The sequence below is a fragment of the Pseudomonas mediterranea CFBP 5447 genome (genome assembly GCF_000774145.1).
Lineage (GTDB): Bacteria > Pseudomonadota > Gammaproteobacteria > Pseudomonadales > Pseudomonadaceae > Aquipseudomonas > Aquipseudomonas mediterranea.
In genome coordinates this window covers 60,646-83,899 of the sequence record NZ_KN322961.1, presented here as the reverse complement: position 1 = coordinate 83,899, position 23,254 = coordinate 60,646, and the positions used below count along the sequence as shown (strand labels likewise).

Here is a 23,254-nt window from a genome sequence, read left to right as displayed (position 1 = left end):
CCGCTTCGGCGGGGTTTTCTTTTTCAGGGAGGCATTTGGCAATGGAAACCTTTACCTGGGCTCCCGACAAGGGGCCTTCCGGGACCGTGAGCTTTCGCGTCAAGTCTGCAAAGTTCGGTGACGGCTACGAGCAGGTTGCGGAGGACGGAATCAACAACAAAACCCAGTCGTGGCCGTTGACGTTTACCGGCCCCAAGTCTCGGATCGCTCAAATCAAGGCGTTTCTCGACGCGCACAAGGGCGCTGCGGCCTTCAGTTGGACTGAGCCCTTCGGTGAGTCCTTACTGATCCGCTGCCGCGAATACCAGCCTAAGCACGCCGGCGGAAACGCCTACATTCTGACTGCAACTTTCGAACAGGCCTTCCATCCATGAGCATTGTCTCACTTAACCTTGGCGCCTCTGAGAATGACGGCGCTGGACAGAATCTGCGTTCTGGCGGTCAGGTTATCAATGCCAATTTCGCCGAACTGGACCAGCGCACCCTTACGGCACAGGCGACAGCAGACGCCGCAGCAGGCAGTGCGGCCGATGCAGGTGCTCAAGCGAGCAGAGCCCAGGCTAAGGCTGACGCCGCTATTCCAGCAACCCAGAAGGGGCAGCCAGATGGAGTGGCGACCCTGGACAGCAGCGGTGTCGTGCCGGCCAGCCAGTTGCCGAGTTATGTGGACGACGTGCTGGAGTTCGCCAGCGCCGCCGCATTTCCTGTCACAGGCGAGACGGGCAAGATCTACGTCACCATCAACGCCAACAGTCAGTACCGTTGGAGCGGTTCCCAGTACATCCAGCTCTCCGCTTCACCAGGCTCTACGGACGCGGTGCCGGAAGGCACGGTCAACAAGTATTGGACCAACGCCAGAACCATTGCGAGTGTTCTTACAGGGCTCGTCACTACCAACCCTTCTGCAATCGCTGCGGCCGATAGCATTCTTGGCGCCCTAGGAAAGTTACAGCGGCAGATCACCGATGCAGTAACGGCGCTGGGCAATAAAGCTACGAATGGTGCCAACGGAGATATCACCTCCTTGTCCGGATTAACTACGGCTCTATCGATTGCTCAAGGTGGGACAGGGGCCAAATCGCTTGCTGCTGCTCAAACGGCGCTAGGTATAAACTCGGCAATAAATCTTCCTACCGGAACTGACTTGAATAACATTCAAGCTACCGGATTTTATATGCAGCAGGCTAACGCTAACGCGACTCTTGCTCTGAATTACCCGGTTGCAGCTGCAGGATCCCTTGTGAGCGTCCAGCTCGGGAGCGCTATCACTACTCAGACCTACACCGTGTACAACACCGGTGAACAGTATGTGAGATCAAGATACGTAGCTGTCTGGAGCGACTGGAGATTGACGATTACTGACGCAACGGTTGGTTTTGCATATGCCTATCCGAATGGCGGAACGGAAGCTGCCCCCGCCACCATCACCATCAACAGTCGATATACCGTAGCCAACCCGTTTCCTGGCCATGAAGTGATTGTACTCGCCGAAATCCTGATAGGAGGTAAGTGGGGCGATGCGGGCTGGTTCTACAGTTCGGGTGGCTATGGGACCAAGGGTTCGCAATTGGATTTGAACACTTTGGTTGTTCAAACGGGGGCGACGCGAGTTAGTTATACGTCGAATGCCAGTGGTGACCCCTTCGGACAGACAGCCACAGGGCTGTCCTCTGCTACTTGTCGCTTAAAAGTATGGAGGGTACACGCATGACATTGAGTGTTTATGCTGAGGTCGGAAGCAATTTTCAACAGGTCGGCGGGGATTGTCCGGACGGTTGGATTCAGATGATCAGCCAGCGCCCTGATGGCGAAGATACCTTGCTCTACACGGCGTCTGATACAGGGAGGTGGGTTATCTCTGAGACAACCCGACAGCGTATCGCCGCCGCACGCGAGGCTTCTTGGGTGGAGGAGGAGATGGTCGTCATCGCCGAGCAGCTGGTGATGCTAGAGGACGAAGACCCTTCGGCTTTGCCTGGAACCTCTCGCCAATGGCGAGACTACCGCATCGCGCTTCGGGCGTGGAATGAGGCAAATACGGATTTCCCTGACACCACCAAGCGACCGGTCAAACCGACCTGATCCCCTTCTGAACACCGGCACCCAGCAAGGGTGTTTCTCTGAGGAAATTCCATGCCGATCACGGCTGATATCCAGACTCTGGAGCCGGGCGCGTGGGTGGAGCTTTTCGAGCTCGATGCCACGATTCTTGGTGCTGAGCTTTACCGATTCCACGGTTACCCGCAACAGTCCTCAATTTTCTGGCAGGGACAGGAGTATTCGCCGTGGCCGATCAAAGCTGAGGGCTTCGAAATGACAGGGCAGGGCGCCCAGCCTACACCCACGCTTTCTGTGGGCAACGTTGGCGGCTTCATCACGGCCCTGGTGCTTTACTTCGAGGATCTGGTCGGAGCGAAGCTGATTCGCCATCGCACACTGGGCAAGTATTTGGACGGCCAGCCCGAAGCCGACCCAGACGAAGAGCTACCACCAGACATCTGGTACGTCGAGCGCAAGTCCTCGGAGGACAACCAGGTCGTTCAGTTCGAACTGGCAACCGCGCTGGACTTCGCTGGAGTGCAATTGCCTCGTCGGCAAATTGTGGCGAACGTCTGTTGGTGGCTGTCATGTGGTGGATACCGAGGGCCGTACTGTGGCTACAACGGGCCGCCCGTGGCGGACGAGAACGACGTCATTGTCACTGACGCAGCCAAAGACAAATGCGGCGGCCGCCTGACCAGTTGCAAGCTTCGCTTCGGTGAAAACAACCCACTGCCTTACGGCTCTTTCCCCGCCGCCGGCCTCTTGCGGCAATAACGCCTCAGCGAGTGAACCCATGAACAAGTCAAACAGAGCGGCAGTAGAGGCCCATGCCCTGGCCGAGTATCCGCGCGAGGCTTGCGGGCTGCTGGTGCGCGAAGGGCGCAAAGAAGTGTACGTGCCGTGTCGAAATACAGCCTCGACGCCCAGCGAGCACTTTCGCCTGGCGCCGGAGGACTATGCCGCCGCCGAGGATCGCGGCCATGTGTTGGCCGTGGTGCACAGCCATCCGGATTACCCTGCCACGCCGAGTGAAGCGGACCGCGTTTCATGTGAAGCCTCAGAATTGCCCTGGTACATCCTGGAGGTGCGCAAGGGTGGTGACGGGATAGTGCGTGCTGGTGAAATGGTGAGCTTTGCGCCGGTTGGATATGAGGCGCCTCTGATCGGCCGGAAGTTCGTCCACGGCGTGCACGACTGCCTCAGCATCATCCTGGACTTTTACCGTCGCGAGATGGGAATTGACCTGGGCAACTACGAGCGCGAGGACGGCTGGTGGGACAAGGGCGGGAATCTGTATCTGGAGAACCTGCCCGCCGCCGGCTTCGAGAGGGTATCCGCACCACAGCATGGCGATATTGTCCTCATGCAGATCAGATCGCCGGTACCGAACCATGCAGGCGTGTACCTGGCCAACGGGGTGCTGAAGACCGAGCCCGAGCACTACCCGGCGCCGGGCTCGATCCTGCATCACTTGTACAACCGCGACAGCAAGCGGGATGTGTACGGCGGCTACTGGACTGAGGTAACAGTCGGCTACTGGCGGCACCGAAGCGCACCTTCGAATTGAAACTGTATTTTCCTGGAGGGAGCTATGAAGAAAACTACCGATAACAATCAGTCGAAAGGTGGCGCCAGACCACAAGGTGTTAGCGCCACGCAAAGCTCAATTGACTACCTTATTGCACAGGGAATGAGCTTCAGGATTTCTTGCTCGCGATATGATCGTTAACCTGCTTAACGACATCCAGCACGTTGAGAATTGGTCCACGGTACGCAGCAATCATTGGGTCCGTATAACGCGAATCCACTTTTTGTAGAGACTCTCCAAGTCGATCCTGAAGGACTGCCCGCATTTTTGAATCGCAACATACGGCAGCCGTTAGCGATTGAATTGTGCGGAGCAGTCCAAGCGTATATGCATCTCGATCAGAAAAACCTGCTGGTAAATCACTCACATTGACCTCCACGGTCACAAGCGCGCCGAAATTGGCGCAGTTCCCAGTCCTTGGGCTTGCAGGCAAAGGACTGGGAGAATCCATTGCATGAAGGCATGAGGCTACTATTGGAGCGAAGCGGGGCGTTACTGGGGATTCGTCCAGTTATGATATCGTTTTGCCTTCAACTAGGGAGGCACCAATGAAGATGAGTAGCTGGAAAGGCTGGGAGCCTGAATGGTTAAAGCTGACTGATCATTTCAAAAATGCACCGGCAGCACCTGGTGCTTATTTGATCTGCGCGGATCGGCCGATCAACCGTGCTGTCGGCGTCGACGAGAACGGCATACTGACTATCGGTGAATCAGTCAATTTGAGGCGCAGACTTTCGGCTTTTGTTAGGTGTGCCAAAGATCGTGATGTAGCTGGGCATATGGCCGGCTGGCGATTTAGCAGCTCCTCCTTCGAAACTATTTTTCCACTGGAAACGCTATGGGTCAGTTGGTACCCGACCGTTGATAAATCAGCGGCGTACGCCAAGGAAGGCGAGATGCTTGCGCTTTATTTAGCTCAGCATTTCGAGTTGCCCCCTCTCAACTACAAATTCAATTGGCCGAAGCTGGAGGCCTGAACGCTCTGGTCGCTCGACCGGTACCAGGCTACTGCAGCACGGTGACTTGGTGCTGATGCAGATCCGGTCGCCGGTACCGAACCATGCGGGGGCGTACCTGGCCGACGGGGTGCTTAAGACTGAGCCCGAGCACCATCCGGCGCCGGGTTCGATCCTGCACCACTTGTACAACCCCAACAGCAAGCGGGACGTGTTCGGCGGCTACTGGACTGGGGTCACGGTCAGCTACTGGCGGCACCGGGACGTAGGTTGATCGGTCCTATTATTTTGGAGGTCGAGGGCCACTACTCTAATGTCTAGGTGCGTTACTTAGGATGCGTATAGGAAGCGTGATTGGGAACTGACACTCATCCTGGCCAAGCTTCAAGCTCGGCGACGGCCTTTTCCAACGCTTCCTCTAGAGTGAGCACATTGCCAGTGTGCAGTGAATGATGCCAATGAATCACCGCGCTAAGCATTACATCAAGCGAAACACCATACTCATTGGCTTCTTGCTGTAGGCGCTCATAAGTTTCCTTTGGCAAAGCTATTGGTATGGATGATTCATCCTCGGATACAAGGCTTATTTCAGTAATTTCCGGCTGATCCTCAACATCGACAAGCTCTGAAACGTCCCTATTAAGCGCGGCAGCTAGCTTAACTAGGGCTGTCATGCGCGGTTTGGACGTGCCCATTTCATACCGACTGATCTGCGGAACGCTGAGTCCGCTGGCCTTGGCGAGCTCGCGCTGCGTCATTCCCGCGTCTGCACGCAAGCGAACTAACTTTGAGGGGAAGCCTTTCGGGTGATGCATGGTGATTCCATAGTCTCGTATGGAGGCATGATGTTCGGGAAACATTCTTCCTGCAAGAGAATGATGTCAAATGATGTTGACTAGACACCTAAAATGATGCCAAATGATATCAAGTGATTAGCAAGGAGGTGTAACGATGATCTGCGAAAAGAAAGCGCGGTACCCATTGAGCCTGGATTTGTCTGTTAAGGGGCAGGCTGAGCAAGAAGCCAGAAAAAATAGACGCAGGTTGAACGCTGAGCTTGGCCTTCTGATTGAGGAGGGGCTGAAATGGCGGGAAGCACAAAGCAAGCAGGCAGCAGCCTGAAAACGAAGAAGCCCCAGTGCGGGAACACTGAGGCTTCGGGAAACGAGATCAACTTCGAGGAAGAAATCGTCATGTCGAATATTAGCACAGAGGCTAACAATGTCATCCCATTCCGTTTCGAATCGAAGCCGGTTCGTACGCTACTGATTGATAATCAACCTTGGTTCGTGGCGGCAGATGTCTGCGCGTCTTTGGGGATCGGCAACGTGTCCCTTGCCGTGAACGGTCGGGCCGACCGTGAATCTGACGGCCTGGATGAAGACGAGAAGGGTATTGCCACTGTCAATACCTCCTCTGGCTCTCAGGAAATGCTGGTTGTGAGCGAATCGGGCCTCTATGCGCTGATTTTCAAAAGCCGTAAGGCTGAAGCCAAACGCTTCAAGAAGTGGGTGACTGCTGAGGTGCTGCCAGCAATTCGTAAGTACGGTCGTTATGAGGACTCCAAGGGTGTGATGGTGCCGATGGTCGACGATCTGCTCGGCAAGTCGGGCGCGCTGAGGCTTAGCAATGTGATGCGTTGCCGAGTTGCCAAGCTGGATGCCGAGCATCAGCGTAGCGCGACTGCCAAGCTCGCATCCGCAGTGCATGCTTGTTTCGGTGTTCCGCGAATTGAGCTGATCCCGCGCTCCCAATTCGACGCCGCAGCCAACTTTGTGGCCAACTATGCAATTGAAGGCGAGTATCTTGGCAAGGCAAATCAGAACGATAAGTCTGCTCTGGAAATTCATTTTCCGGTCCAGGCGCTTGCGAAGCGCCGACCTGAAATGGTTAAGCTCCGCGGAAGCAACCAAGCTTGGCTCGAGGTGACGATTCATGATCTGCGCGACTTGAAAGGCGAAAGCACTCCGTGCGAATCCATCCTCTATGCGCTGCGAGAGGCAGGCTATAACGTTGATGGGGCATGGTGGGAGCTTCGCACCTACCGGAATAAGCTGCGCCAGCTCGAATCTTTCGTGAAAGGTCTTGGCACTGCAATCGAAGAGCCTCATCGCTATGCAATCAGCGAGGAGGAAGCAGCATGAGCGCGCTTATGATTGCAGGCATCGAGATTCACAAGGATCAGGACGGTCGGTTCAGCCTGAATGACTTTCATAAGGCTGCTGGCGGGGAGGATCGTCACCGACCTTCACGATGGGTCGAGAATCAGCAGGCTCAGGATCTGGTCGACGAAATCGGCAAAGCCGGAATTCCGGCTTTGAGGGTAGTCAGAGGCGGTAGGGCTCCGGGAACCTACGCCTGCAAAGAATTGGTCTACGCCTATGCCATGTGGGTAAGCCCAGTTTTCAGCCTTCACGTGATTCGCACATTCGACACTGTCGCCGCAAATGACCATGTGATCCCACAGGAGAAGCGTCTGCCAATCGCTGCCGAAAATCTTGACGCGGCCAAGCGCATCGCAGAAAGCCTGGGTCTTGCGGGCAATCAAGCTATGTTGTGCGCCAACAACATGGTCAAATCAGCCATCGGCGTTGATCTGATGGAAATGGCCGGTGTGAAACGCTTGGTAAATGAATCGCAGGAGCTGAACTACACGCCGACGGAGCTTGGTGCGAAGTTCGGAGTGAGCGCGATCAGCATGAACAAGCTGCTGGCTGATTGCGGCCTTCAACATCAGGTGATCTACAAGCCCGGCAAGAAGCGCTGGGAAGTGACGCCCGACGGCAAGCTGTTCGTCGTCATTACCGACACTGGCAAGAAACACAGCGACGGAAAGCCGGTCCAGCAGATCCTTTGGAAGGAGTCGGTGCAGGAAATGCTTGCGCGACTTGCTGAAAAGCTCAGGTCTGACATGCCTTCGGTGATTGCCGGCGGCGTCACCCGCTAAACCGCCCTATCGTTCAGGCCATCACCCCGCATAAGCGGGGTTTTGGTCCTTCCCTCGCCGAATGCTAAAGTCGTTTCAAATCCAAGCGAGGGACCGAGATGAAATTATTCGTAGGCGTGGTAGCTGTTGCTTTGTTGGTAGGGTGTGCAACGTCCCCAACGCCATCAAGCAAGGCAGTCCAGGCGCCGGCCGGCCAGCTTTCCGCGTACCAGGCCAAGCCCTCTGGTGCATACGGAACCCTCCAGGTAATCCGCGACTCAGGGCAAACCGGCAGCCTTTGCTCTATGGCAATTTTCATCAATGGCAAGCAGGCCGCGAAGCTGGACCCTGGGCAGAAGGCATCTTTCTATTTGCCGCCTGACTCCGTCTCGGTGGGAGCGGCGTATACCGGTTCTGGCATTTGTGCCATGGGCGCCGAGCGAGTTGAGCGCGAAGCGATCGTGAAAGATGGCACGGTCAAAAAATACCGAATATTTACTGGTGGCGACGGGCAGATAGACATACTTCCTACGACACTTTGAGCGACCGCCTTCGGGCGGTTTTTTATCGCCTGGAGAAAAGCATGAGTCGCAAAGCAGAGAAGATGCAGACAGTAATGGTCTATGGCCCGCTAGCCAAGATCACCGGTAAGCGAAAGCATGTGATGACGACCAGCAGCGGCTGGGCAGACATCATGGGCTATTTCAGATCGCAGTACCCTGGGTTCGAAAAATTTATGATGGAAAGCCGAGATAAAGGACTCTGTTTTGCTGTGTTCAACGGCAAAAAAAACATCGGCGAGGATGATCTGCAGAAGCCTACAGGCAACAAAGTAATCAGTATTTCCCCTGTAATTGTCGGATCGAAGCGTGCCGGTGGCTTGCAGACGATCATCGGCACAGTAATGATCGCTGCCGCTTACGTGCTTTCATTCACGCCTTTTGCCGCAGCATCACCATTTCTCTATGCGGCTGGCACTTCTATGGCTATCGGGGGAGTTGTGCAAATGCTCAGCCCTCAAGCAAAAGGCCTGGGCACTCAGGACAGCCCGAATAACCGGCCGAGCTACAGCTTCAATGGTGCCGTCAACACCAGCGTCCAGGGTGGCTGCGTGCCGCTGCTCTACGGCCGCATGATCGTCGGTAGCGCCGTTGTCAGCGCCGGTATCTACTCCGAAGACCAGATGTAACCCTCACCCTCGCCACACAGCCCGCCACTGAGCGGGCTTTTTTTCGCCTGAAGGAAAGCCATGACCAACTTAGCTATCGCCGGCAGCAAGGGCGGAGAGTCAAAGCCGCGCCCGTCTGTTGAGGCGCCGGACAATCTGCAAAGCACCGCTTTTGCGCGGATCCTTGATCTGGTCAGCGAAGGGGAGATCCGGGGCCTGGTCAATGGCATGCGCTCGGTATTCCTCGACGAGACGCCGCTGGCAAACGCGGATGGCAGCCTGAACTTCAGCGGTGTGACCCTGGACGTGCGCACCGGTAGTCAGGACCAACTGCATATTCCTGGCTTCCCTGCTGTGGAAAGCGAGATTGGAATTGGCGTTGAGCTTCGCTCCGACCAGCCATGGGTGCGGGCGATCAGCAACCTGCAGCTATCAGCGGTACGTATCCGTCTTTCGGTACCGCGGCTGGCGCAGACCAACACGACCAATGGCGACACCAATGGCTACACCATCCGCTACCGGATCGAGTTGTCCACGGACGGCGGGCCATTCGTTCCTGTGCTGACTGCCGCCTTCAGCGGCAAGACCTCGACGAAATATGAGCGTTCGCACCGTGTGGATCTCCCTGAAGCAGCCAGTGGATGGACCGTGCGGGTTGTTCGATTGACCGCCAACTCCACCAGTGGCGCTATTGCTGACACCACCAATGTCGACGCCATTACCGAGATCATCGACGCGAAGTTGCGGTACCCAGGCTCAGCGCTCATGGGATTGCAATTCGACGCCTCGCAGTTTCAGTCGATTCCAACCCGCTCGGGCGACTGGTACGGTCGGATCATCAAGGTACCGAGCAACTACGATGCGGAAACCCGGGCTTATGCCGGCGTTTGGGATGGCAGCTTCAAGAGCGCCTGGACTGACAACCCTGCCTGGATCTTCTACGACCTGTTGCTGCACTACCGCTATGGCCTCGGCCACCTGCTGAATGCCGCACAGGTGGACAAGTGGGAGCTGTACCGAATCGGGCAGTACTGCGATCAACCTGTTCCAGACGGCAAAGGCGGCACAGAGCCGCGCTTCACCTGCAACCTGTATCTGTCCGTGCGCGCCGATGCGTTGCGCGTGCTTCAGGACCTGGCTACCACGTTCCGAGGCATGGCGTACTGGGCTGCCGGCTCGGTGATGGCCGTGGCAGATATTCCCGAAGATCCTGTTTACACCTACTCGAATGCCAACGTCATCGATGGCAAATTCGGCTACACCGGATCGGCCAAGAAGACTCGTTACACTGTTGCCCTGGTGAGCTGGAACGACCCGGCCGACTTCTACCGCCAGAAGGTTGAGTATGTGGACGATCAGGCGGGGATCACCCGGTATGGCATCCAACAGACCGAGATCACGGCAACAGGCTGCACCTCCCAGGCACAGGCGCAAAGGATTGGCAAATGGGCACTACTCACCAACCGCCTGGAAACCGAAAGCGTTGGATTCTCGGTCGGCCTGGACGGAACCCTGGCCCGCCCCGGGCAAATTATCCGCGTCGCCGATAACGATCGGGCAGGCCGGCGCATTGGTGGCCGTCTACGCTCTGCCACCTTGGACACGCTGATTCTTGATGCTGATGTCTCCGCCTTCCCGGGCGATACCATTACCCTGATCATGCCCAACGGCAAGGCTGTGTCCCGCTCAATCCAGTCTGTGGGTTACCCGCTGACTTGGGACAGTACCGGCATCACCTGGGACAACGGGAACCTGACCTTCGACACCACTGGCTTCCCCTCTGAGGTTCAGCAGGTGGTGCTGAGCGAAGAGCTCGACGACCTTCCGCCGAAACACTCCATGTGGGCAATCGACTCACCGACGCTGGCGGTGCAGCAGTTCCGTGTCATGTCAGTGATTGAGGATTTTTCGGATACAGACATCAAGTTCACCATCAGCGCTGTCCGGCACAACTCAAGCAAATATGACGCAATCGACAACGGCAGCCGAATCGAGCGCCCGCCAATCACCGTGATTCCCCCCAGCGTTCAAAAACCGCCTACCAACGTGACGGTCAGCAATGACCACTTTGTGGACCAGGGCAGCGCCGTCAGCGTCATGACAATCGCATGGGAGAAGCCGGAGGCGGCGATTGCCTATGAGGTGTACTGGCGCAAGAACGATGGTGACTGGATCTTCGCGGGCCGCACCGGGACCACCTCAATCGAGGTGAGCGGTATTTATGCCGGCCGCTATGTTGCCAAGGTTAGGGCGATCAACTCGCTCGACATTGGGTCGATTTTCGCGACATCCGAGGAAACAGTGCTGAACGGAAAGACGACGCCGCCTCCGGTGGTGTCCACGTTCACTGCTGACTCGATTGTGTTCGGCATAAAGCTCAAGTGGGGGATCCCGCAGGAGTTGAACACTGCCGATCTGCAGCGGACGGAGATCTGGTACGGCGAGACAAACCAAATCAGCAACGCGATCAAGTTCGGCGACTACGCATATCCGCAGACCGACCTGACGATCATGGGGCTGGCCTCCGGAAAAACGTTCTTCTTCTGGGCTCGCCTGGTTGATCGAATCGGCAATGTAGGTGCTTTCTTCGGTCCCGTCTTCGGGCAGTCGTCAGCGGATGCAGGACCGATACTCGATTACCTCAACGACCAGATCACGGAGACACAGCTCAGTCAGCATCTGCTGGAAAAAATCGATTCCGGTGGCGGCGCTCAGATTGAAGTTGAGGCACTGAAAACCGAGCTCGCTGCGATGTACAGCATCAAGACCCAGCTCACCGTTGACGGCAAGCCTTACCTGGCCGGCATTGGCATTGGCGTTGAGAATGACGAGGGGATCATCACCAGCCAGGTGCTGATCGCGGCCAGCCGGTTCGCCGTGGTCGATCCGAACACCACCAATGTGTTCTATCCATTCGTGATTCAAGGCGGTGCGGCATACATCGATACCGCCTTCATCCGTGACGGCAGCATCAGCATGCTGAAGATCGGCCAATACCTGCAATCGGATAATTACGTCGCCGGCGTTCAAGGATGGCGCCTGGACAAAGCAGGGAATCTCGAGTTCAACGGGCCAGCGCCCGGAGGCGGTCGACTGACCATGACCAATCGCGCCATCAAGGTTTTTGACGAAAACGGTGTTAAACGGGTGCAGCTCGGAGATCTATCGGCATGAGTTATGGCCTGCAAATCTGGGATGAGAGCGGAAACGTAACGCTTGATGAAACTTCGTTCACGATGCGAGTTGTTTACAGTGGGATTGTGAAGGGGTCGAACTCAATCTCTTATCAAACAATATCGGTTCCTGGGCTGACTCCTACCAATGGCACGGCGTTTGTCGTACCTATTGGAAACTACAATATGAATGTTGACATGCAGCTTGAGACGCAAGTTTTGACAGGTGCTGTTCGTGTATATAGCTACATAAGAGGTCGCGAGCAGTACAGTAATACCACCGGAACAATAATGCGACTTGTTGTGATAAGGTTCTCATGATGTCATATGGATTACAGTACACAAATAGTAGTGATGTCGTGACTGTTGATTCAGAATTCACGCGGCTAGTGGTACTTGCGAAGGGTGTATATGTCCCTAACCAAGAGTCTGGACTTGGATCGGCAACCACATTTCCTAGGACAATAACGAGCCAAGAACCACCACTTGTATTTATAAGGCCGTCTGGTAGCAGCGGTATAGCTGGTTTGTGCCAGATGCGTGTGATCGGCTCCCCTGGAGCCTGGACCGGTTTTTATGTTCGGGCCTATGATGTCAATACGCTCCAGCCCAATGGATCCTATTTTGCCTGTGGATTTGCTGCGACAGCCTTGGCTGATTTCGGAATGAGGCTGTGGGACGGTGATTCGAAGCTGCTTTTTGATAGCGGCACGCCTTATGCGAGGTTTACACGATCATTTCAAAATTGGACCTATGTAAAAACCGACTACACAGGTCCGGGGCTTCCCAGAAACTATTATCGAGTTGCGTTTAATTTTCCTGTTGGTGAGTTTATGCTGATTAATACATTTGGCATGCCTATGCTTGATGATGGAGTGCAAAATAGGCAGCTTTACTGTTGGTGGGATTTCTCTGGAGGGAATCTTTATGCATTAACGGTCGGCTCTTCAAATCCATTTGCATTCTTTCTACCTGCTGTATTTGCCAAGCTCTAATTACGTTATTTAGATCAACCAACGAAACCCGCCATTGAGCGGGATTTTTTTGCCTGGAGAAAAGTTATGACCGTATCCGAGAAAGACCGCGACACCCTGGCCCGCACGCTGTGGGGCGAGGCCCGCGGCGAAGGGCTGGCTGGCCAGATCGCTGTGGCCTGGGCCATCCGCAACAGGGTGGAAGATGGCCGGGCCAAGTCCTGGTGGGGCGAGGGATATGCCGGTGTGTGCCAGGCGCTATACCAGTTCAGTTGCTGGAACAAGACAGACCCGAATTATCAGTTCCTGATCGGTGTGAAGGAGATCCCGTTCCGCGAGTTGGCGCAATGCCGGATCGCTGCTGACAAAGTGATCGATGGTGCGGTGCCCGATCCAACCGGCGGCGCCACGCATTACTACGCGACTAGCATCAAGGCACCGGCCTGGGCGGCGAAGGCGAAGCAGACCCTGCGTCTGGGCAATCACCTGTTCTTCAAGGACGTGCCATGAACCCCGTGGGTGGGAAGGCCTGGGCAGTCGGCTTGCTGGTGGCCGTGCTGCTGGCATTCGTTGCAGCTTGGAAAGTCCAGGACTGGCGTTATGGGAAGCAGTTGGCGGAGCAGGCCGGCCTGCACAAGGATGACCTCACCGCCATCAGCAACGCAGCCGCCACCCAGGCCCGAGCCGAGCAGGACAAACGCCTCGCGCTCGAGCAGCGGCTATCAGCCAGCGAACAAACCCACTTCAAGGAACTGAGCGATGCTCAAACCAATCAGGCTCGTCTGCGCGATCGCCTTGCCACTTCTGATTTGCGGCTGTCAGTCCTCCTCGAGGATCCAGCCAGTTGCAGCGCAGTGCCTGCCACTGCCGGCGCCGTCGGCGTGGTTCATGGAGGAGCAAGAGCCCAACTTGACCCAGCGCATGCTCAAAGAATTGTCGCCATCACCGACGACGGCGACCGGGGGCTGATCGCGCTGAAGGCATGCCAGAATTATGTGCTTGAAAATTCTCGCTGAAAAAGTTCGGCGCAAGCACATTTAGGACGAACAGTTGGCTGTTTGGCCATCCAGTACCGAATTCAGTAGTTGGCTCAGGGCTAAAACCGTGTCTGATCAGCAATTGATTGCCGTGGAATATGTCAAGCTTGTGTGCGAGAGACTAGCAAGCCTGAAGCAGTTGGGAGTGACGACCGGAGAACTGCCAGTGGACCAGCTATGTATGTGCGTTAATCTCTTAGAGCCTCTCGCAGTTCAGATCTTATGGTGATTTCTGTTGGTTTTTTCTGCAATGTCTTCAGACGTCTACTATTTTATTGCTAGAGCGGGTTGATATTTTCTTTAGTCCTTTATCTAGTTTCTTTTCCAATAATTGTCTTCTTTCGAAATCGTGAGTTTTCATTATGGTGCTGTCTAGTTTTTGAAATTGATCTAACTCTTTTTCGTTGCCAGTGAAGGCGATTTTATGGCCCTTGAAATAGTTTCCTACATAAGTGGTATAACCCTGGACTCTACAATTGTGAAACATTAATATTTTCATCTCTTCGCTGAATCTCTTTGCGAAGGATTTACTTTCCGCTGATATTCCCAAGCCAGAATAGCAGCCATATATTTTAATTTTTCCGGCGTAACTAGTTTTTAATCCTGCCTCTTTCAGAAAGTCGGCTAATTCCTTTGCGGTTATTCTGCTGTCGTTGTCGATAGATGAGATCGAATCTTCTCCAATGGAGCAGTGACCCAGAATGTATATTGTATCAAAGGACGAAGCTGCTGAGCTTATAGTAGATTCAGCTTTTGTACGGATTCTTTGGTTTGTAGACTTGATGTCTGATCCATTGATGAAGCGATAGTCTGTGTAGTGGTTTTTTATTGAATTAATTCGCTCGCTCGAATCTATTTTGACTTTTTTGATATTTTGCTCGGTGATTTGGTTGTGTAATTGTCTTTTTTTGTGTTTTAAGGATGGTTCGTCGTCGGAGTCTGAGTCAGCAGGTTCTTTTTCTTCTATTTGTATCTCCTTTCGTATTTCTTCATATAGGATTTTTCTTTTTGCGGTGCGTGCGTTATTCCAGTTTTTTTTGGTGTCGGAAAATTGAGTGTCTTCTTCTGTTTCGAAAGGATGTATAACGATAATATTCCTATTCATTGTGGCTCTTCCATGTGGTTGTATGCCTGATAAATTTTAGAATATGACATGAGGGTCACAAAGCTTTCTGTATACGCTATCTCTCAACCCTGTATGGGAAGTCTAGGCGATGGATTGAGTTATGAGCTCGTTCTGTTTGCCTCGCCGACATCGCGCACTTCATTCGGATACTGGCCGATGGCGGCAGAGTGGCTTGGCGCTTGCTCCATTTGCCTAATCAGGTAAGGCTGTTTGTTGGTCCGTCCTCGTCAACCCACTCAAACCGTATTTCGGTCGCCGATTATCGCCTGGTGCGGCCAGTTCGCGCGGAAGAGTGGGCCGTGGGTGACCTTCTCTACTCTGGCATCATCGGTGCTTCCCGATCTTTTGCCCTGTACGACTTCCAGCCGCAGCGTACTAGTTCGGCGTACAAATCGTCGCCCTCCTGGTGGAAGAGGGCGAGCAGTTGCGAAGGCGCTGCACTGTACCGCTCCGGGGGCGCCAGGGTATCGACAAAGGTCCCGGACCACATGACCGACCCAGCCACGAAGTCGTGGATGCCGGTTATTGCGAGAGACGTCCGCACATAAGTTCTCCGGGGCTGGTCAGGATCGATTCTTCCCTGTTCGCATATCCGGAAGGCGATCACCCTCAAAGACCTTAAGCCGCTTGTATAATTCAGCTATTAGGGCGTCCTGGCCCAAGAGTTCCGACCGAGTGCTGTTCGCGAGTTTCGTATTTTCCCGGTACTGATCGCTCAGGTTCCGTCTGATTTTTGCCAGCTCAGCCCGAAGTCGGGCGCACTCTTTAGCCTCGGCTGCATGCATTTCTATCAAGCCGAAAATATCCTGGCGAGCCTTGCGAAGCTGGGTGGTCAGCTCCTGCACTTCGTTCTCCAGCATGAGGCAGGAGTGCCTGTACATCTCCAGAGGAGTAGGGCAGCCCAACCAATCGTCGGTGTCTTCTATGTCTAGCGGATCCACGGGTAACGCCTCAAGCTTTACTGTTTGGATATACAGTAATCGAGGCGCTAGGAAACCGGTGAGGACTCGCCGACGAGCAGCGTGCTGTCAGTCGGGAGAGCTTATTACCGCCAAGGCCATTTTGATGAACTCATCATTCTGAACGAGTGTATCCAGGGCGCCGTGCACATTGGCAGCGACCACGGCCGAGCCGTTGAGAGCGACCCAGTTAGACAACTCCATGATGGCTGCCTCGAGCGCAAGCTGGTTTTCGTTGATCTTGGAAAGCAGTTGGGGAAGCAGATCGAGGTTGTGCATTTTTGACTCCCGCTGAGTAGAGATCAGCGTAGCAGGGTAGGGATTTTCGGGAGCCATGACGCCGGAGAGGAGAGGGAATACTGTAGGAATATCCAACGCTAAGTTATTGATTCTTATGGGGCAATATGCTTGTTTTTTACCTACTCAATGACACCTGTTTTCCTTTTTAGATCAAGCGGTTGCGCAGGTTTTATGGTCACCTTGACACGGTGGTGGGCTGACAACGATCCGGCGCCTAAGCGCGGGCGCCGGTTGCATCGTAATCACTTTCCTTTCGGTGCCGCATTTCCACGGCCGCCACCTGATGGGTTCCCGGTCTTGCTTGGCAGATTGGGAACAGGTGCTCCTTTCGATCCGCCAGACTTTCCGCCCGTGCTGGGGCCTCCTGATCCGCCACTTGATTTGGTCATGTCAGTCTCCTGGGTAGTGCGATTCCGATTTGCTTATCCACGATGGACATACCTGTGACTCGTCATCGGCACCTCGGTTCTGATTGCCTGCTGGGCGAGTGTGATGTATGCAACATCGGCATAACCCGTCCGGCCGTTGCATCTGCGGAGTCGTCAATCAGCCGTCGAAATCTGCAACATTTTCTGGTCCGCAATTATTTACAGGCATGCAGAAACATTGGGCTGTATGGCAGGCATTTGCGCACGATTGCGAACCAGAAAACCTATCGGAAGCCGCATCCTGATTGATTTCCTCTCGGGACTTAAAATCCCCCGCTCGTAAGGGCGTGCCGGTTCGATTCCGGCTTCGGGCACCATACAAAACAAAGGGTTGCGTGAGATATCTCAAGCAACCCTTTTTGTTTGCGCTCAGTTTACCGAGTGGTGTCGAAGACTCTCATAACCGCCGCCTGAACGCTTCAAGTATCTCTCGCATGCCTTTCTTCATCTGCAATTGCGCAATGGTGTCCAGCGGGTACCAGAGACAATCACTGATCTCGTTCTGTGGCCTCGCTGCACCGATGTCGCTGACTGAAGCCTCGAACACGTGATGCAGGGTGTCGCCATCGCTGATGCGCATCAGGTAGAGCAGGTTCTCGGCGCCCAGTCCGGTTTCTTCTGCAAGTTCCCTGAGGGCTGCATCGGCATGGCTTTCGCCGCGCTCGATGGTACCGCCCGGCAAGGCCCAACGGCTGTTGGGTTTGCGTACCAGCAAGATGTGGCGATTTTCCTCACAGATGACGGTCGCTCGGATTTTCATCGGCATGCTCGTTCAGTGACTGTCATTAAAATGAAATATAACTGAAATATTTGCGTCTGGCGTCATCGACATTCCCGGGCAACGCTCGTCGGCTCATACCTTTACGACCGCAGCGCTGCGGGAAAGACTGCCTTCATTTTCTGCCTGCTTACTCGTGTGGCGGGCAGGCTGGCGCTGGCTGCTTCCATGACCGGCCATCGCCAAAAATGAATCAGATCCAAAAAAAGGTATCCATGTTGGGTGGATGGCCGACCCCTGAGGCAGCGGGGAGAGAGGAAAGATGACTACTGTTGAAGATTTCAAAGTCAAATCCCATGAGCTCCTGGTGGAGCTCGACTCGGCGACATCGGAAATGATGACGCTTATTTGTGCCCATCAGATGTCCGGGGCGGCTTGGGAAGAGGCTGTGCGCCGCCAGCATGAAGCCTATGAACGATGGATCGGCTATTTGAACGAGCGTTCATAGACCTGCCGACGACAGATTCTTTGAACGGACCCGAAGTGCCTGTGCCTAATCAACAGTGACCTGTGTAGCTGATTCGTGCAGGCCATCAAAACGAGGATTGGGTCATGTCTGAATTAGCCAGTTATTTCTGGATCGCTGTTGCGGTACTTCTATTGCTTGTTGACCTGTGGGCGATCGTCAGTGTGTTTCGCAGTGACAAGTCGGCCGGGACCAAGGCAGGGTGGGCCTTGTTGCTGATTATTCTGCCGGTGCTGGGTCTGATCATCTGGGGCGTGGCCGGGCCTCGGGGAATCAAGGAAGGCCCGTCGTCGCCGGAACACAGCAAGGGCTAACGGTTCTTCCAGCGACCGCCGGTGCTTTCACAGTCTTTTTGCGCTTGCTGCAACTGTTCGACGCCATAGTAGTACCAGGTGATCTGCGCTTGATCGGGGATGTTGACCGATCCACCGCTGCTGTCTTTGCTGGTGGAGCGAGGGTTCGCCAGGGTTTCCTGAGTGAGCCTGGCCTGGCAGGTCGCTACATATCCTTCGGCACAGCGTTCGACCTGCGCTTTCTGGGTGCTGAGTGCTGTCTGGTTTTCGTTGCTGCATGACCAGCCGATGGCTCCGTCCGGCATGCCCTTGTATTCGTAACAGGCATGGGTTTCGACGGCTGGAACCGACTGGCTCTGGGCCCGAGTGATGACGTCGCAGCCCTGCGCCATGACGGTGGCAGGGCTCGCACAGGCAATCAGTAACAGGATTCTGGTATTCATGGTGGCTCTCCTTTTCGCGTTTTTTTGCACCTATCAATATCGAGGCGCAAAAGGAGTGCGCGTTCCATCGGCTTTCCAGCCGGTAGAACTCAGGAGCCGCGCGGCTGACGCCAGGCGTTAGCGGAATTTGGGCAAGGGCCGTTCCATGGGCTTGAGGGATGACAGCGCATGCTGGATCGATGGAACGTCCTTATCGATATCGTTCAGGCGATCCCGAATGCGTACGGCGGTCGGGTGGCCGCCATTGTGGTCGACCCAGTCGGCAATTTCCTTGCAAGCCGCCGTCAGGCGAGTCTGGCGCGATTCCAGCAGGGTGAGCAGGGTGGTGATGGACTCTTTTTCGGACATGTCACACCTCCATTCAGGGTTGATGAGGCAGCACTAGACCCGCCACGGGCGGGTCGTGCTGGTCGTTTAAAGCGTAGTTGAGTTATTGCGGGTTTGCCGGGCATCCGGCGCTCGACGAGTGGCCGGCGCGCCGAATGAATGAAGGTCATGGAATCAGCCTGACTCCTTGATCCAACTGGGCGCGACGCTCGCCCGCCAGCGCACGTCGGTAATGCCGTACTTCTCTGCAAGAGGTTTGGTAACCCGCTTGACCTTCTCCCTGCCGAATTTGGGTATGCGCCCGACACCCGCGTCGCAACTGGCCCAATGCCAAGCTTCGGAGTTATTCATCACTTCGGCTCGAATGATGAATGACTTGGGCTCGCCATGGAGCATGTAGTCGATGATGTAAAGCGATGGCCCGCCCATAAATCCTCCCTAATTAGTCCTATACGGATGGATGCGGAGGCGTTCGGAAAATTCAATCGGATTTCCAGACGGTCGAAATAGACACGTCAGGCGGCAGATCCGGTCTACGACAAGCGAAACGAAGCAATGCTCACCGCCAGGAACCAAACCCGGTTAACCTTCTCCAAGGTGGGCTTCAAACATCATGCGCCAGGGAGCGGAGGCGTAGCAGTGCGGTACTACATAAAGGCAGAACATGAAAAACATCGCCAGGGCGCTGGTCATTGCAGTCCTCGCCAGCGGTTTGTCGGGGTGCATCGGATCACCCATCGAATTGACTGCGCAAACCGAGCAACGCTTGCGCGAACAGCCCCCGATCCGTTTCCTGCTGACGTTCGATGACGGGCCGAGCGCATCGTCCTTCTGGAATCCGAGTATTGATGTGTTGGATGCCCTTGCGCAGAACCCGGTGCAGCCCGGGATCAAGGCTGTGTTCTTTGTCCAGACCCGTGCCTGGCGCGCCGGCGATAGCGATATCGGTCGATCGGTGATGCACCGTGAGCAGAGCGAAGGTCACCTGTTGGGTTTTCATACGGCTACCCATTGGCACACCAATCATCGCTTCCTGAGTCCCGAGGATCTGGAGCAGTCGCTCACTGACGGTGGGGCCGACATAGCTGCCATTACCGGTGCGCCGCCCCTCCTGGTAAGGCCGCCATTCTGGAGTTATGACCGGCGCACCTTCGCGGCCTATCAACGGCATGGCATGCATGTGCTGCTCACCGACCTGAGCGCCAACGACGGCAAGATCTGGGGAATCACCGTCAGTCCGCGCCGACGGATCAACCTGACCCGCCAGCTCTCCGAGGTGCGCGAGCGCATCGCTGCCGGGCAATTGCCGGCAGTCGATGGCGTGATTCCGGTGGTGGTGACGTTCCACGACCTCAATCGCTATACCGCCCGACACGCCCGGGAATACCTGCAGATCCTGCTCGACAGCGCCAGTGCCACGGGCGTGAGGACCGACGCCAAGCCGTTCTATGACGATCGCCAGGCGCTGGAGCGGGCCGCCATGGCGCGTACGGTCAAGGAAAGCGGCCAGCCGGAGCGCCTGCCCGGCCTGTGGAACTGGCTCTGGGACTCGGATTCTCACTGATGCAAGTTGCGACGTTCGGTCGGCACCCTGGCGCAACTGAGTGTAAGGTAGACGCTGTAACCCTTGGTCCATACCGAAGGAGGTTGACGATGAGTACCGCAATGCTGACGAAAATGCACATCAACGGATATGACGTCCTCAGCGTAAACAGCGGCCCATGGCGGGTCTGTACCCAGGCTGACCGCTTGGGTTCCTTCGCCTCGCGTGAAGAAGCGCTGGCTTATGCGGCGGCGTTGCCGGCCAGGAGAAGCCGCGAGGCGCGGACGATGAACGATAAATAACTGCGCTGGACGTTAACTCTGTGGAAGCGGGCTTGCCCTGATGCCTGTCAGTTAAGGATCAAACGGCGCAACGCCTTTGGGATTAAAGCTTGCTCGCGATTGCGGTAAGTCAGTCAGCACCAATGTTGACTGGTCTGTCGTTATCGCGAGCAAGCTTTGCTCCCACAGGTTTGTGGCGTAATGACTGGCATTAGGGCTTGCCCGCGATAGCAGTGGGCCTGCTTGCGTTGATGTTGACTGACCCACCGCCATCGCGAGCAGGCTCGCTCCCACAAGGGTTCTGCGCGATCACACAATCCTGGCTTCCAGCAAGCACCTGTGGGAGCGAGCCTGCTCGCGATGGCGTCGGCACATTCACCACCAATCGCTTGCCCTACACCAGGCTTTTCAAGGCCGTGCCAGTTCCAGTGGAATTTCCAGGGTGAAGAGGGCGCCTTGACCAGGTCCATCGCTATGGACGTGGAGGCGGCCATTCATTTCGACCGCTGCCAAGGCGCAGCTGTGCAAGCCGAACCCATGACCATCCTTGCGAGTGGTGAACCCGTGGTTGAAGATGCGCGCCAGATTATCCGGGGCAATGCCTTCGCCGCGGTCCTTGACGCTCAGGCATAACGTTGTCCGGTCGACGATCCGTATACCCAAGGTCATCTCCCGTGGTTCGGCAACATGGGACATTGCGAATTTTGCATTACTGATCAGGTTGATCAGCACCAGCAGCAGCCGGTGTTTATCGCCCATGATCGTGGGCGCATCCTGATAGTCCTTGATGACCGTGACGTGATGCCGGCTCAGTGCGCCCGAGTTCATGCGCAACGCGTCCTCGAACAAATCACTGACATTGAGCGGCTCGATCAGCCGGGCCGCCCCGGCATAGGATTGCTGGGTGGTGACGATTTCCTTGATGTGGTCGACGCTCTTGGTCAATTGCGCCAGTTCGTCGATCAGCAGTGCCTGCTCGGCGGCGATGGAGTCGACCAGCTCATTGAAGTAACGGGGAAGCAATTTGCCTTTTTCATCGAGGGTCATGAACTGGCCAAGGTCTTCGGCGTGTTCATTCATCATCTTCACCGCTTTTCCGAGTCCCAGTGTCCTGCTGTTCTTCAACTTGCGGGTAACGAGCTCAGCGGAAATGTTCACGCTGTTCAGGACGTTCCCGACGTTGTGCAATACGTTCGTGGCAATCTCGGCCATGCCCGCCATCCGCGCCGCGTCCACGAGTTCGCGCTCGGCCTCCATCAGTTCGCGGGTGCGCTCCTCGACCCGTTCCTCGAGGCGCTCATTGGACGACTGCAACTCATGGTTGATCAGGTTGATAACGGCGTAGCTGCGCACCAGTCGCACCGCCAGGTAAATCATCAGCAATGCCATGAGACTGGCGCATACGGCCAGGTAGATATGGTATTGACGATCCGTTGCGGCGGTCCGGCGCTGTGTCTCATTCAACAGTTCATTGATGTTGTCCAGCTCCTGGGCCACCGGAATCACGTTGATGCGGTCAAGCAGATCATTGACGATCGGCTGCTCTTCGATAATCGATCGGACATGCTGCGTCAGCGTGACAAAGGGAGGCTGATAGGGGGCGGGCAATTGGCGGATGTAGTTTTCCAGCTCGCTTAATTGACTCTCTACTTCCCTGGCTTTGTCCGAGGTGACATAGGCGGCGTACTCCATGGTCGTCAAGGTCAGTTCAAGGACGTTGGAAGCCGCTGTCAGGCGCTCCGTCGCACTGCCCATTTGCAATTCCTTGAGCCGGGTCTGAATGTCATCCTCGGCCGTGGGCAAGGCGTCCAGGGCCGTGCGCAAGTTCGCATTGTGCCGTTCGAACTCTTCCACCAGCAGGGTCTTGTTCTTGATCGCATCCACATAACCCTGGCGCCTGGAGTTCCAAAGGGCGGCCAAGGGGCCGGTGTTGTTGAGCCGTTCCAGTTGCTCCCAGCGGCTGCCTGCTTCCGGCGGTGGGACCAGCGACAGGTTGTTATTGACGCCGATCTTTTTCCTCAGAATCTTGACGTTCCAGTTGGCGTCGGACTGCTTGAGTTGCCGGATGAAATCGCGGGACTCGAAATAGGTCGTGGTGTCGTAGGTATAGGACTTGATCAGGAAGAATATCAAGGCTGAGAAAACGGCCAGTGCGACGGCCAACAAGGCAGGCCACTTATATTTTTGGATAGTGGTGGTCACGCTGTTCTCCTGTCCGGGATGTTGATCGACGGAGTCGCCGGGTTTACGGGGCGGGCGAGGGTTTCAGGGCGTGGAACGATGGACTGAGGCTGTATTGAGCGGATTGATGGGCGCGCTGGCCTGCTTTTGCCTGGGTACACGTTGAGCTCCCTGCTGGCGGTGAACAGTCACTCAGGCCAGTGTAGCGCTAACGGGATGGAGCGATGCTGGCGGGGGGAATGGCTCCAGACGTTGCGAAACAGG

29 protein-coding genes are annotated in these 23,254 nt (G+C 55.5%); 19 read left to right on the top strand and 10 right to left on the bottom strand.

The window, feature by feature from the left end:
* Positions 1–35 precede the first annotated feature (35 nt).
* From N005_RS01180 to N005_RS01160, 5 genes are read left to right on the top strand one after another with little or no spacing between them, the layout of a single operon-like run.
* Complete coding sequence (locus tag N005_RS01180) at positions 36–374, top strand: phage tail protein (RefSeq protein ID WP_047698648.1); 339 nt, start codon at positions 36–38, stop codon at positions 372–374.
* On the top strand, positions 371–1,711 hold the full coding sequence (locus tag N005_RS01175) for a pyocin knob domain-containing protein (protein WP_047698646.1): 1,341 nt from the start codon (positions 371–373) through the stop codon (positions 1,709–1,711). Before N005_RS01180 ends, N005_RS01175 begins: the two co-directional genes overlap by 4 nt.
* Positions 1,708–2,082, top strand: a complete 375-nt coding sequence (locus N005_RS27730; protein WP_052126342.1) for a hypothetical protein — start codon at positions 1,708–1,710, stop codon at positions 2,080–2,082. The genes N005_RS01175 and N005_RS27730 overlap by 4 nt, the downstream gene beginning before the upstream one ends.
* 51 nt (positions 2,083–2,133) lie before the next feature.
* Complete coding sequence (locus tag N005_RS01165; RefSeq protein WP_047698644.1) at positions 2,134–2,817, top strand: phage minor tail protein L; 684 nt, start codon at positions 2,134–2,136, stop codon at positions 2,815–2,817.
* A 19-nt stretch (positions 2,818–2,836) separates the two neighbouring features.
* On the top strand, positions 2,837–3,610 hold the full coding sequence (locus N005_RS01160) for a C40 family peptidase (RefSeq protein ID WP_047698643.1): 774 nt from the start codon (positions 2,837–2,839) through the stop codon (positions 3,608–3,610).
* 130 nt (positions 3,611–3,740) lie between these two features.
* On the opposite strand, the gene N005_RS28625 is transcribed toward N005_RS01160, so the two are convergent.
* Positions 3,741–3,998 (bottom strand): hypothetical protein, encoded by a 258-nt coding sequence (locus tag N005_RS28625; RefSeq protein ID WP_144402600.1) that lies wholly within the window; start codon positions 3,996–3,998, stop codon positions 3,741–3,743.
* Between the two features lie 181 nt (positions 3,999–4,179).
* On the opposite strand from N005_RS28625, the gene N005_RS01155 reads away from it, so the two are divergent.
* Positions 4,180–4,608, top strand: a complete 429-nt coding sequence (locus tag N005_RS01155) for a hypothetical protein (protein WP_047698641.1) — start codon at positions 4,180–4,182, stop codon at positions 4,606–4,608.
* A gap of 55 nt (positions 4,609–4,663) precedes the next feature.
* The gene (locus tag N005_RS01150; RefSeq protein ID WP_231983281.1) at positions 4,664–4,861 is read left to right on the top strand and encodes a hypothetical protein; all 198 of its coding nucleotides are present in this window, start codon (positions 4,664–4,666) and stop codon (positions 4,859–4,861) included.
* A gap of 94 nt (positions 4,862–4,955) precedes the next feature.
* On the opposite strand, the gene N005_RS01145 is transcribed toward N005_RS01150, so the two are convergent.
* Positions 4,956–5,402 (bottom strand): helix-turn-helix domain-containing protein, encoded by a 447-nt coding sequence (locus tag N005_RS01145; protein ID WP_047698637.1) that lies wholly within the window; start codon positions 5,400–5,402, stop codon positions 4,956–4,958.
* A 270-nt stretch (positions 5,403–5,672) separates the two neighbouring features.
* On the opposite strand from N005_RS01145, the gene N005_RS01140 reads away from it, so the two are divergent.
* The 8 genes from N005_RS01140 (at position 5,673) to N005_RS01110 (ending at position 13,844) form a co-directional block, all read left to right on the top strand.
* A complete protein-coding gene (locus tag N005_RS01140) occupies positions 5,673–6,731 on the top strand; it encodes a BRO-N domain-containing protein (RefSeq protein ID WP_231983238.1) in 1,059 nt (352 codons plus the stop codon).
* Positions 6,728–7,534 (top strand): KilA-N domain-containing protein, encoded by an 807-nt coding sequence (locus N005_RS01135; RefSeq protein ID WP_047698635.1) that lies wholly within the window; start codon positions 6,728–6,730, stop codon positions 7,532–7,534. Before N005_RS01140 ends, N005_RS01135 begins: the two co-directional genes overlap by 4 nt.
* A 98-nt stretch (positions 7,535–7,632) precedes the next feature.
* Positions 7,633–8,055, top strand: coding sequence for a hypothetical protein (locus N005_RS01130; RefSeq protein WP_047698633.1), 423 nt, complete (start codon positions 7,633–7,635; stop codon positions 8,053–8,055).
* A 41-nt stretch (positions 8,056–8,096) separates the two neighbouring features.
* A complete protein-coding gene (locus tag N005_RS01125) occupies positions 8,097–8,702 on the top strand; it encodes a tail assembly protein (RefSeq protein WP_047698632.1) in 606 nt (201 codons plus the stop codon).
* Positions 8,703–8,762: 60 nt separating this feature from the next.
* Entirely contained in the window at positions 8,763–11,855 is a 3,093-nt protein-coding gene (locus N005_RS01120) for a TipJ family phage tail tip protein (RefSeq protein ID WP_047698631.1), read from the top strand.
* 319 nt (positions 11,856–12,174) lie between these two features.
* On the top strand, positions 12,175–12,849 hold the full coding sequence (locus N005_RS27910; RefSeq protein ID WP_081993202.1) for a hypothetical protein: 675 nt from the start codon (positions 12,175–12,177) through the stop codon (positions 12,847–12,849).
* Between the two features lie 66 nt (positions 12,850–12,915).
* Complete coding sequence (locus tag N005_RS01115; protein WP_047698629.1) at positions 12,916–13,338, top strand: cell wall hydrolase; 423 nt, start codon at positions 12,916–12,918, stop codon at positions 13,336–13,338.
* A complete protein-coding gene (locus N005_RS01110; protein ID WP_047698628.1) occupies positions 13,335–13,844 on the top strand; it encodes a lysis system i-spanin subunit Rz in 510 nt (169 codons plus the stop codon). Before N005_RS01115 ends, N005_RS01110 begins: the two co-directional genes overlap by 4 nt.
* Before the next feature lie 277 nt (positions 13,845–14,121).
* Here N005_RS01110 and N005_RS27725 read toward each other — a convergent pair whose 3' ends face one another.
* The 4 genes from N005_RS27725 to N005_RS01085 all read right to left on the bottom strand — a co-directional run bounded on the left by N005_RS27725 (position 14,122) and on the right by N005_RS01085 (position 17,438).
* Positions 14,122–14,970, bottom strand: a complete 849-nt coding sequence (locus N005_RS27725; RefSeq protein WP_052126341.1) for a hypothetical protein — start codon at positions 14,968–14,970, stop codon at positions 14,122–14,124.
* Between the two features lie 584 nt (positions 14,971–15,554).
* Positions 15,555–15,851: a hypothetical protein gene (locus tag N005_RS01095; protein ID WP_231983237.1), complete on the bottom strand. Its 297-nt coding sequence runs from the start codon at positions 15,849–15,851 to the stop codon at positions 15,555–15,557.
* Positions 15,852–16,019: 168 nt separating this feature from the next.
* The gene (locus N005_RS01090; protein WP_047698624.1) at positions 16,020–16,229 is read right to left on the bottom strand and encodes a hypothetical protein; all 210 of its coding nucleotides are present in this window, start codon (positions 16,227–16,229) and stop codon (positions 16,020–16,022) included.
* An 846-nt stretch (positions 16,230–17,075) separates the two neighbouring features.
* Positions 17,076–17,438, bottom strand: a complete 363-nt coding sequence (locus N005_RS01085) for an NUDIX hydrolase (protein ID WP_047698622.1) — start codon at positions 17,436–17,438, stop codon at positions 17,076–17,078.
* 280 nt (positions 17,439–17,718) lie between these two features.
* Between N005_RS01085 and N005_RS01080 the strand changes: the two genes are divergently transcribed.
* Positions 17,719–17,904, top strand: coding sequence for a hypothetical protein (locus tag N005_RS01080; protein ID WP_047698620.1), 186 nt, complete (start codon positions 17,719–17,721; stop codon positions 17,902–17,904).
* Between the two features lie 104 nt (positions 17,905–18,008).
* Complete coding sequence (locus N005_RS01075) at positions 18,009–18,236, top strand: PLD nuclease N-terminal domain-containing protein (protein WP_047698619.1); 228 nt, start codon at positions 18,009–18,011, stop codon at positions 18,234–18,236.
* Here N005_RS01075 and N005_RS01070 read toward each other — a convergent pair.
* The 3 genes from N005_RS01070 to N005_RS01060 all read right to left on the bottom strand — a co-directional run bounded on the left by N005_RS01070 (position 18,233) and on the right by N005_RS01060 (position 19,414).
* Positions 18,233–18,658: a hypothetical protein gene (locus N005_RS01070; protein ID WP_047698617.1), complete on the bottom strand. Its 426-nt coding sequence runs from the start codon at positions 18,656–18,658 to the stop codon at positions 18,233–18,235. The two genes, N005_RS01075 and N005_RS01070, sit on opposite strands and share 4 nt — an antisense overlap.
* A 117-nt stretch (positions 18,659–18,775) precedes the next feature.
* Entirely contained in the window at positions 18,776–19,006 is a 231-nt protein-coding gene (locus N005_RS01065) for a hypothetical protein (protein WP_047698615.1), read from the bottom strand.
* A 153-nt stretch (positions 19,007–19,159) separates the two neighbouring features.
* Complete coding sequence (locus N005_RS01060; protein ID WP_041022040.1) at positions 19,160–19,414, bottom strand: DUF6555 family protein; 255 nt, start codon at positions 19,412–19,414, stop codon at positions 19,160–19,162.
* Between the two features lie 235 nt (positions 19,415–19,649).
* Between N005_RS01060 and N005_RS01055 the strand changes: the two genes are divergently transcribed.
* A complete protein-coding gene (locus tag N005_RS01055; RefSeq protein ID WP_047698613.1) occupies positions 19,650–20,549 on the top strand; it encodes a polysaccharide deacetylase family protein in 900 nt (299 codons plus the stop codon).
* Positions 20,550–20,638: 89 nt separating this feature from the next.
* Complete coding sequence (locus N005_RS01050) at positions 20,639–20,830, top strand: hypothetical protein (protein ID WP_047698611.1); 192 nt, start codon at positions 20,639–20,641, stop codon at positions 20,828–20,830.
* A 387-nt stretch (positions 20,831–21,217) separates the two neighbouring features.
* Here N005_RS01050 and N005_RS01045 read toward each other — a convergent pair whose 3' ends face one another.
* Positions 21,218–23,011 (bottom strand): DAHL domain-containing protein, encoded by a 1,794-nt coding sequence (locus tag N005_RS01045; protein ID WP_047698609.1) that lies wholly within the window; start codon positions 23,009–23,011, stop codon positions 21,218–21,220.
* Between the last annotated feature and the right edge of the window lie 243 nt (positions 23,012–23,254).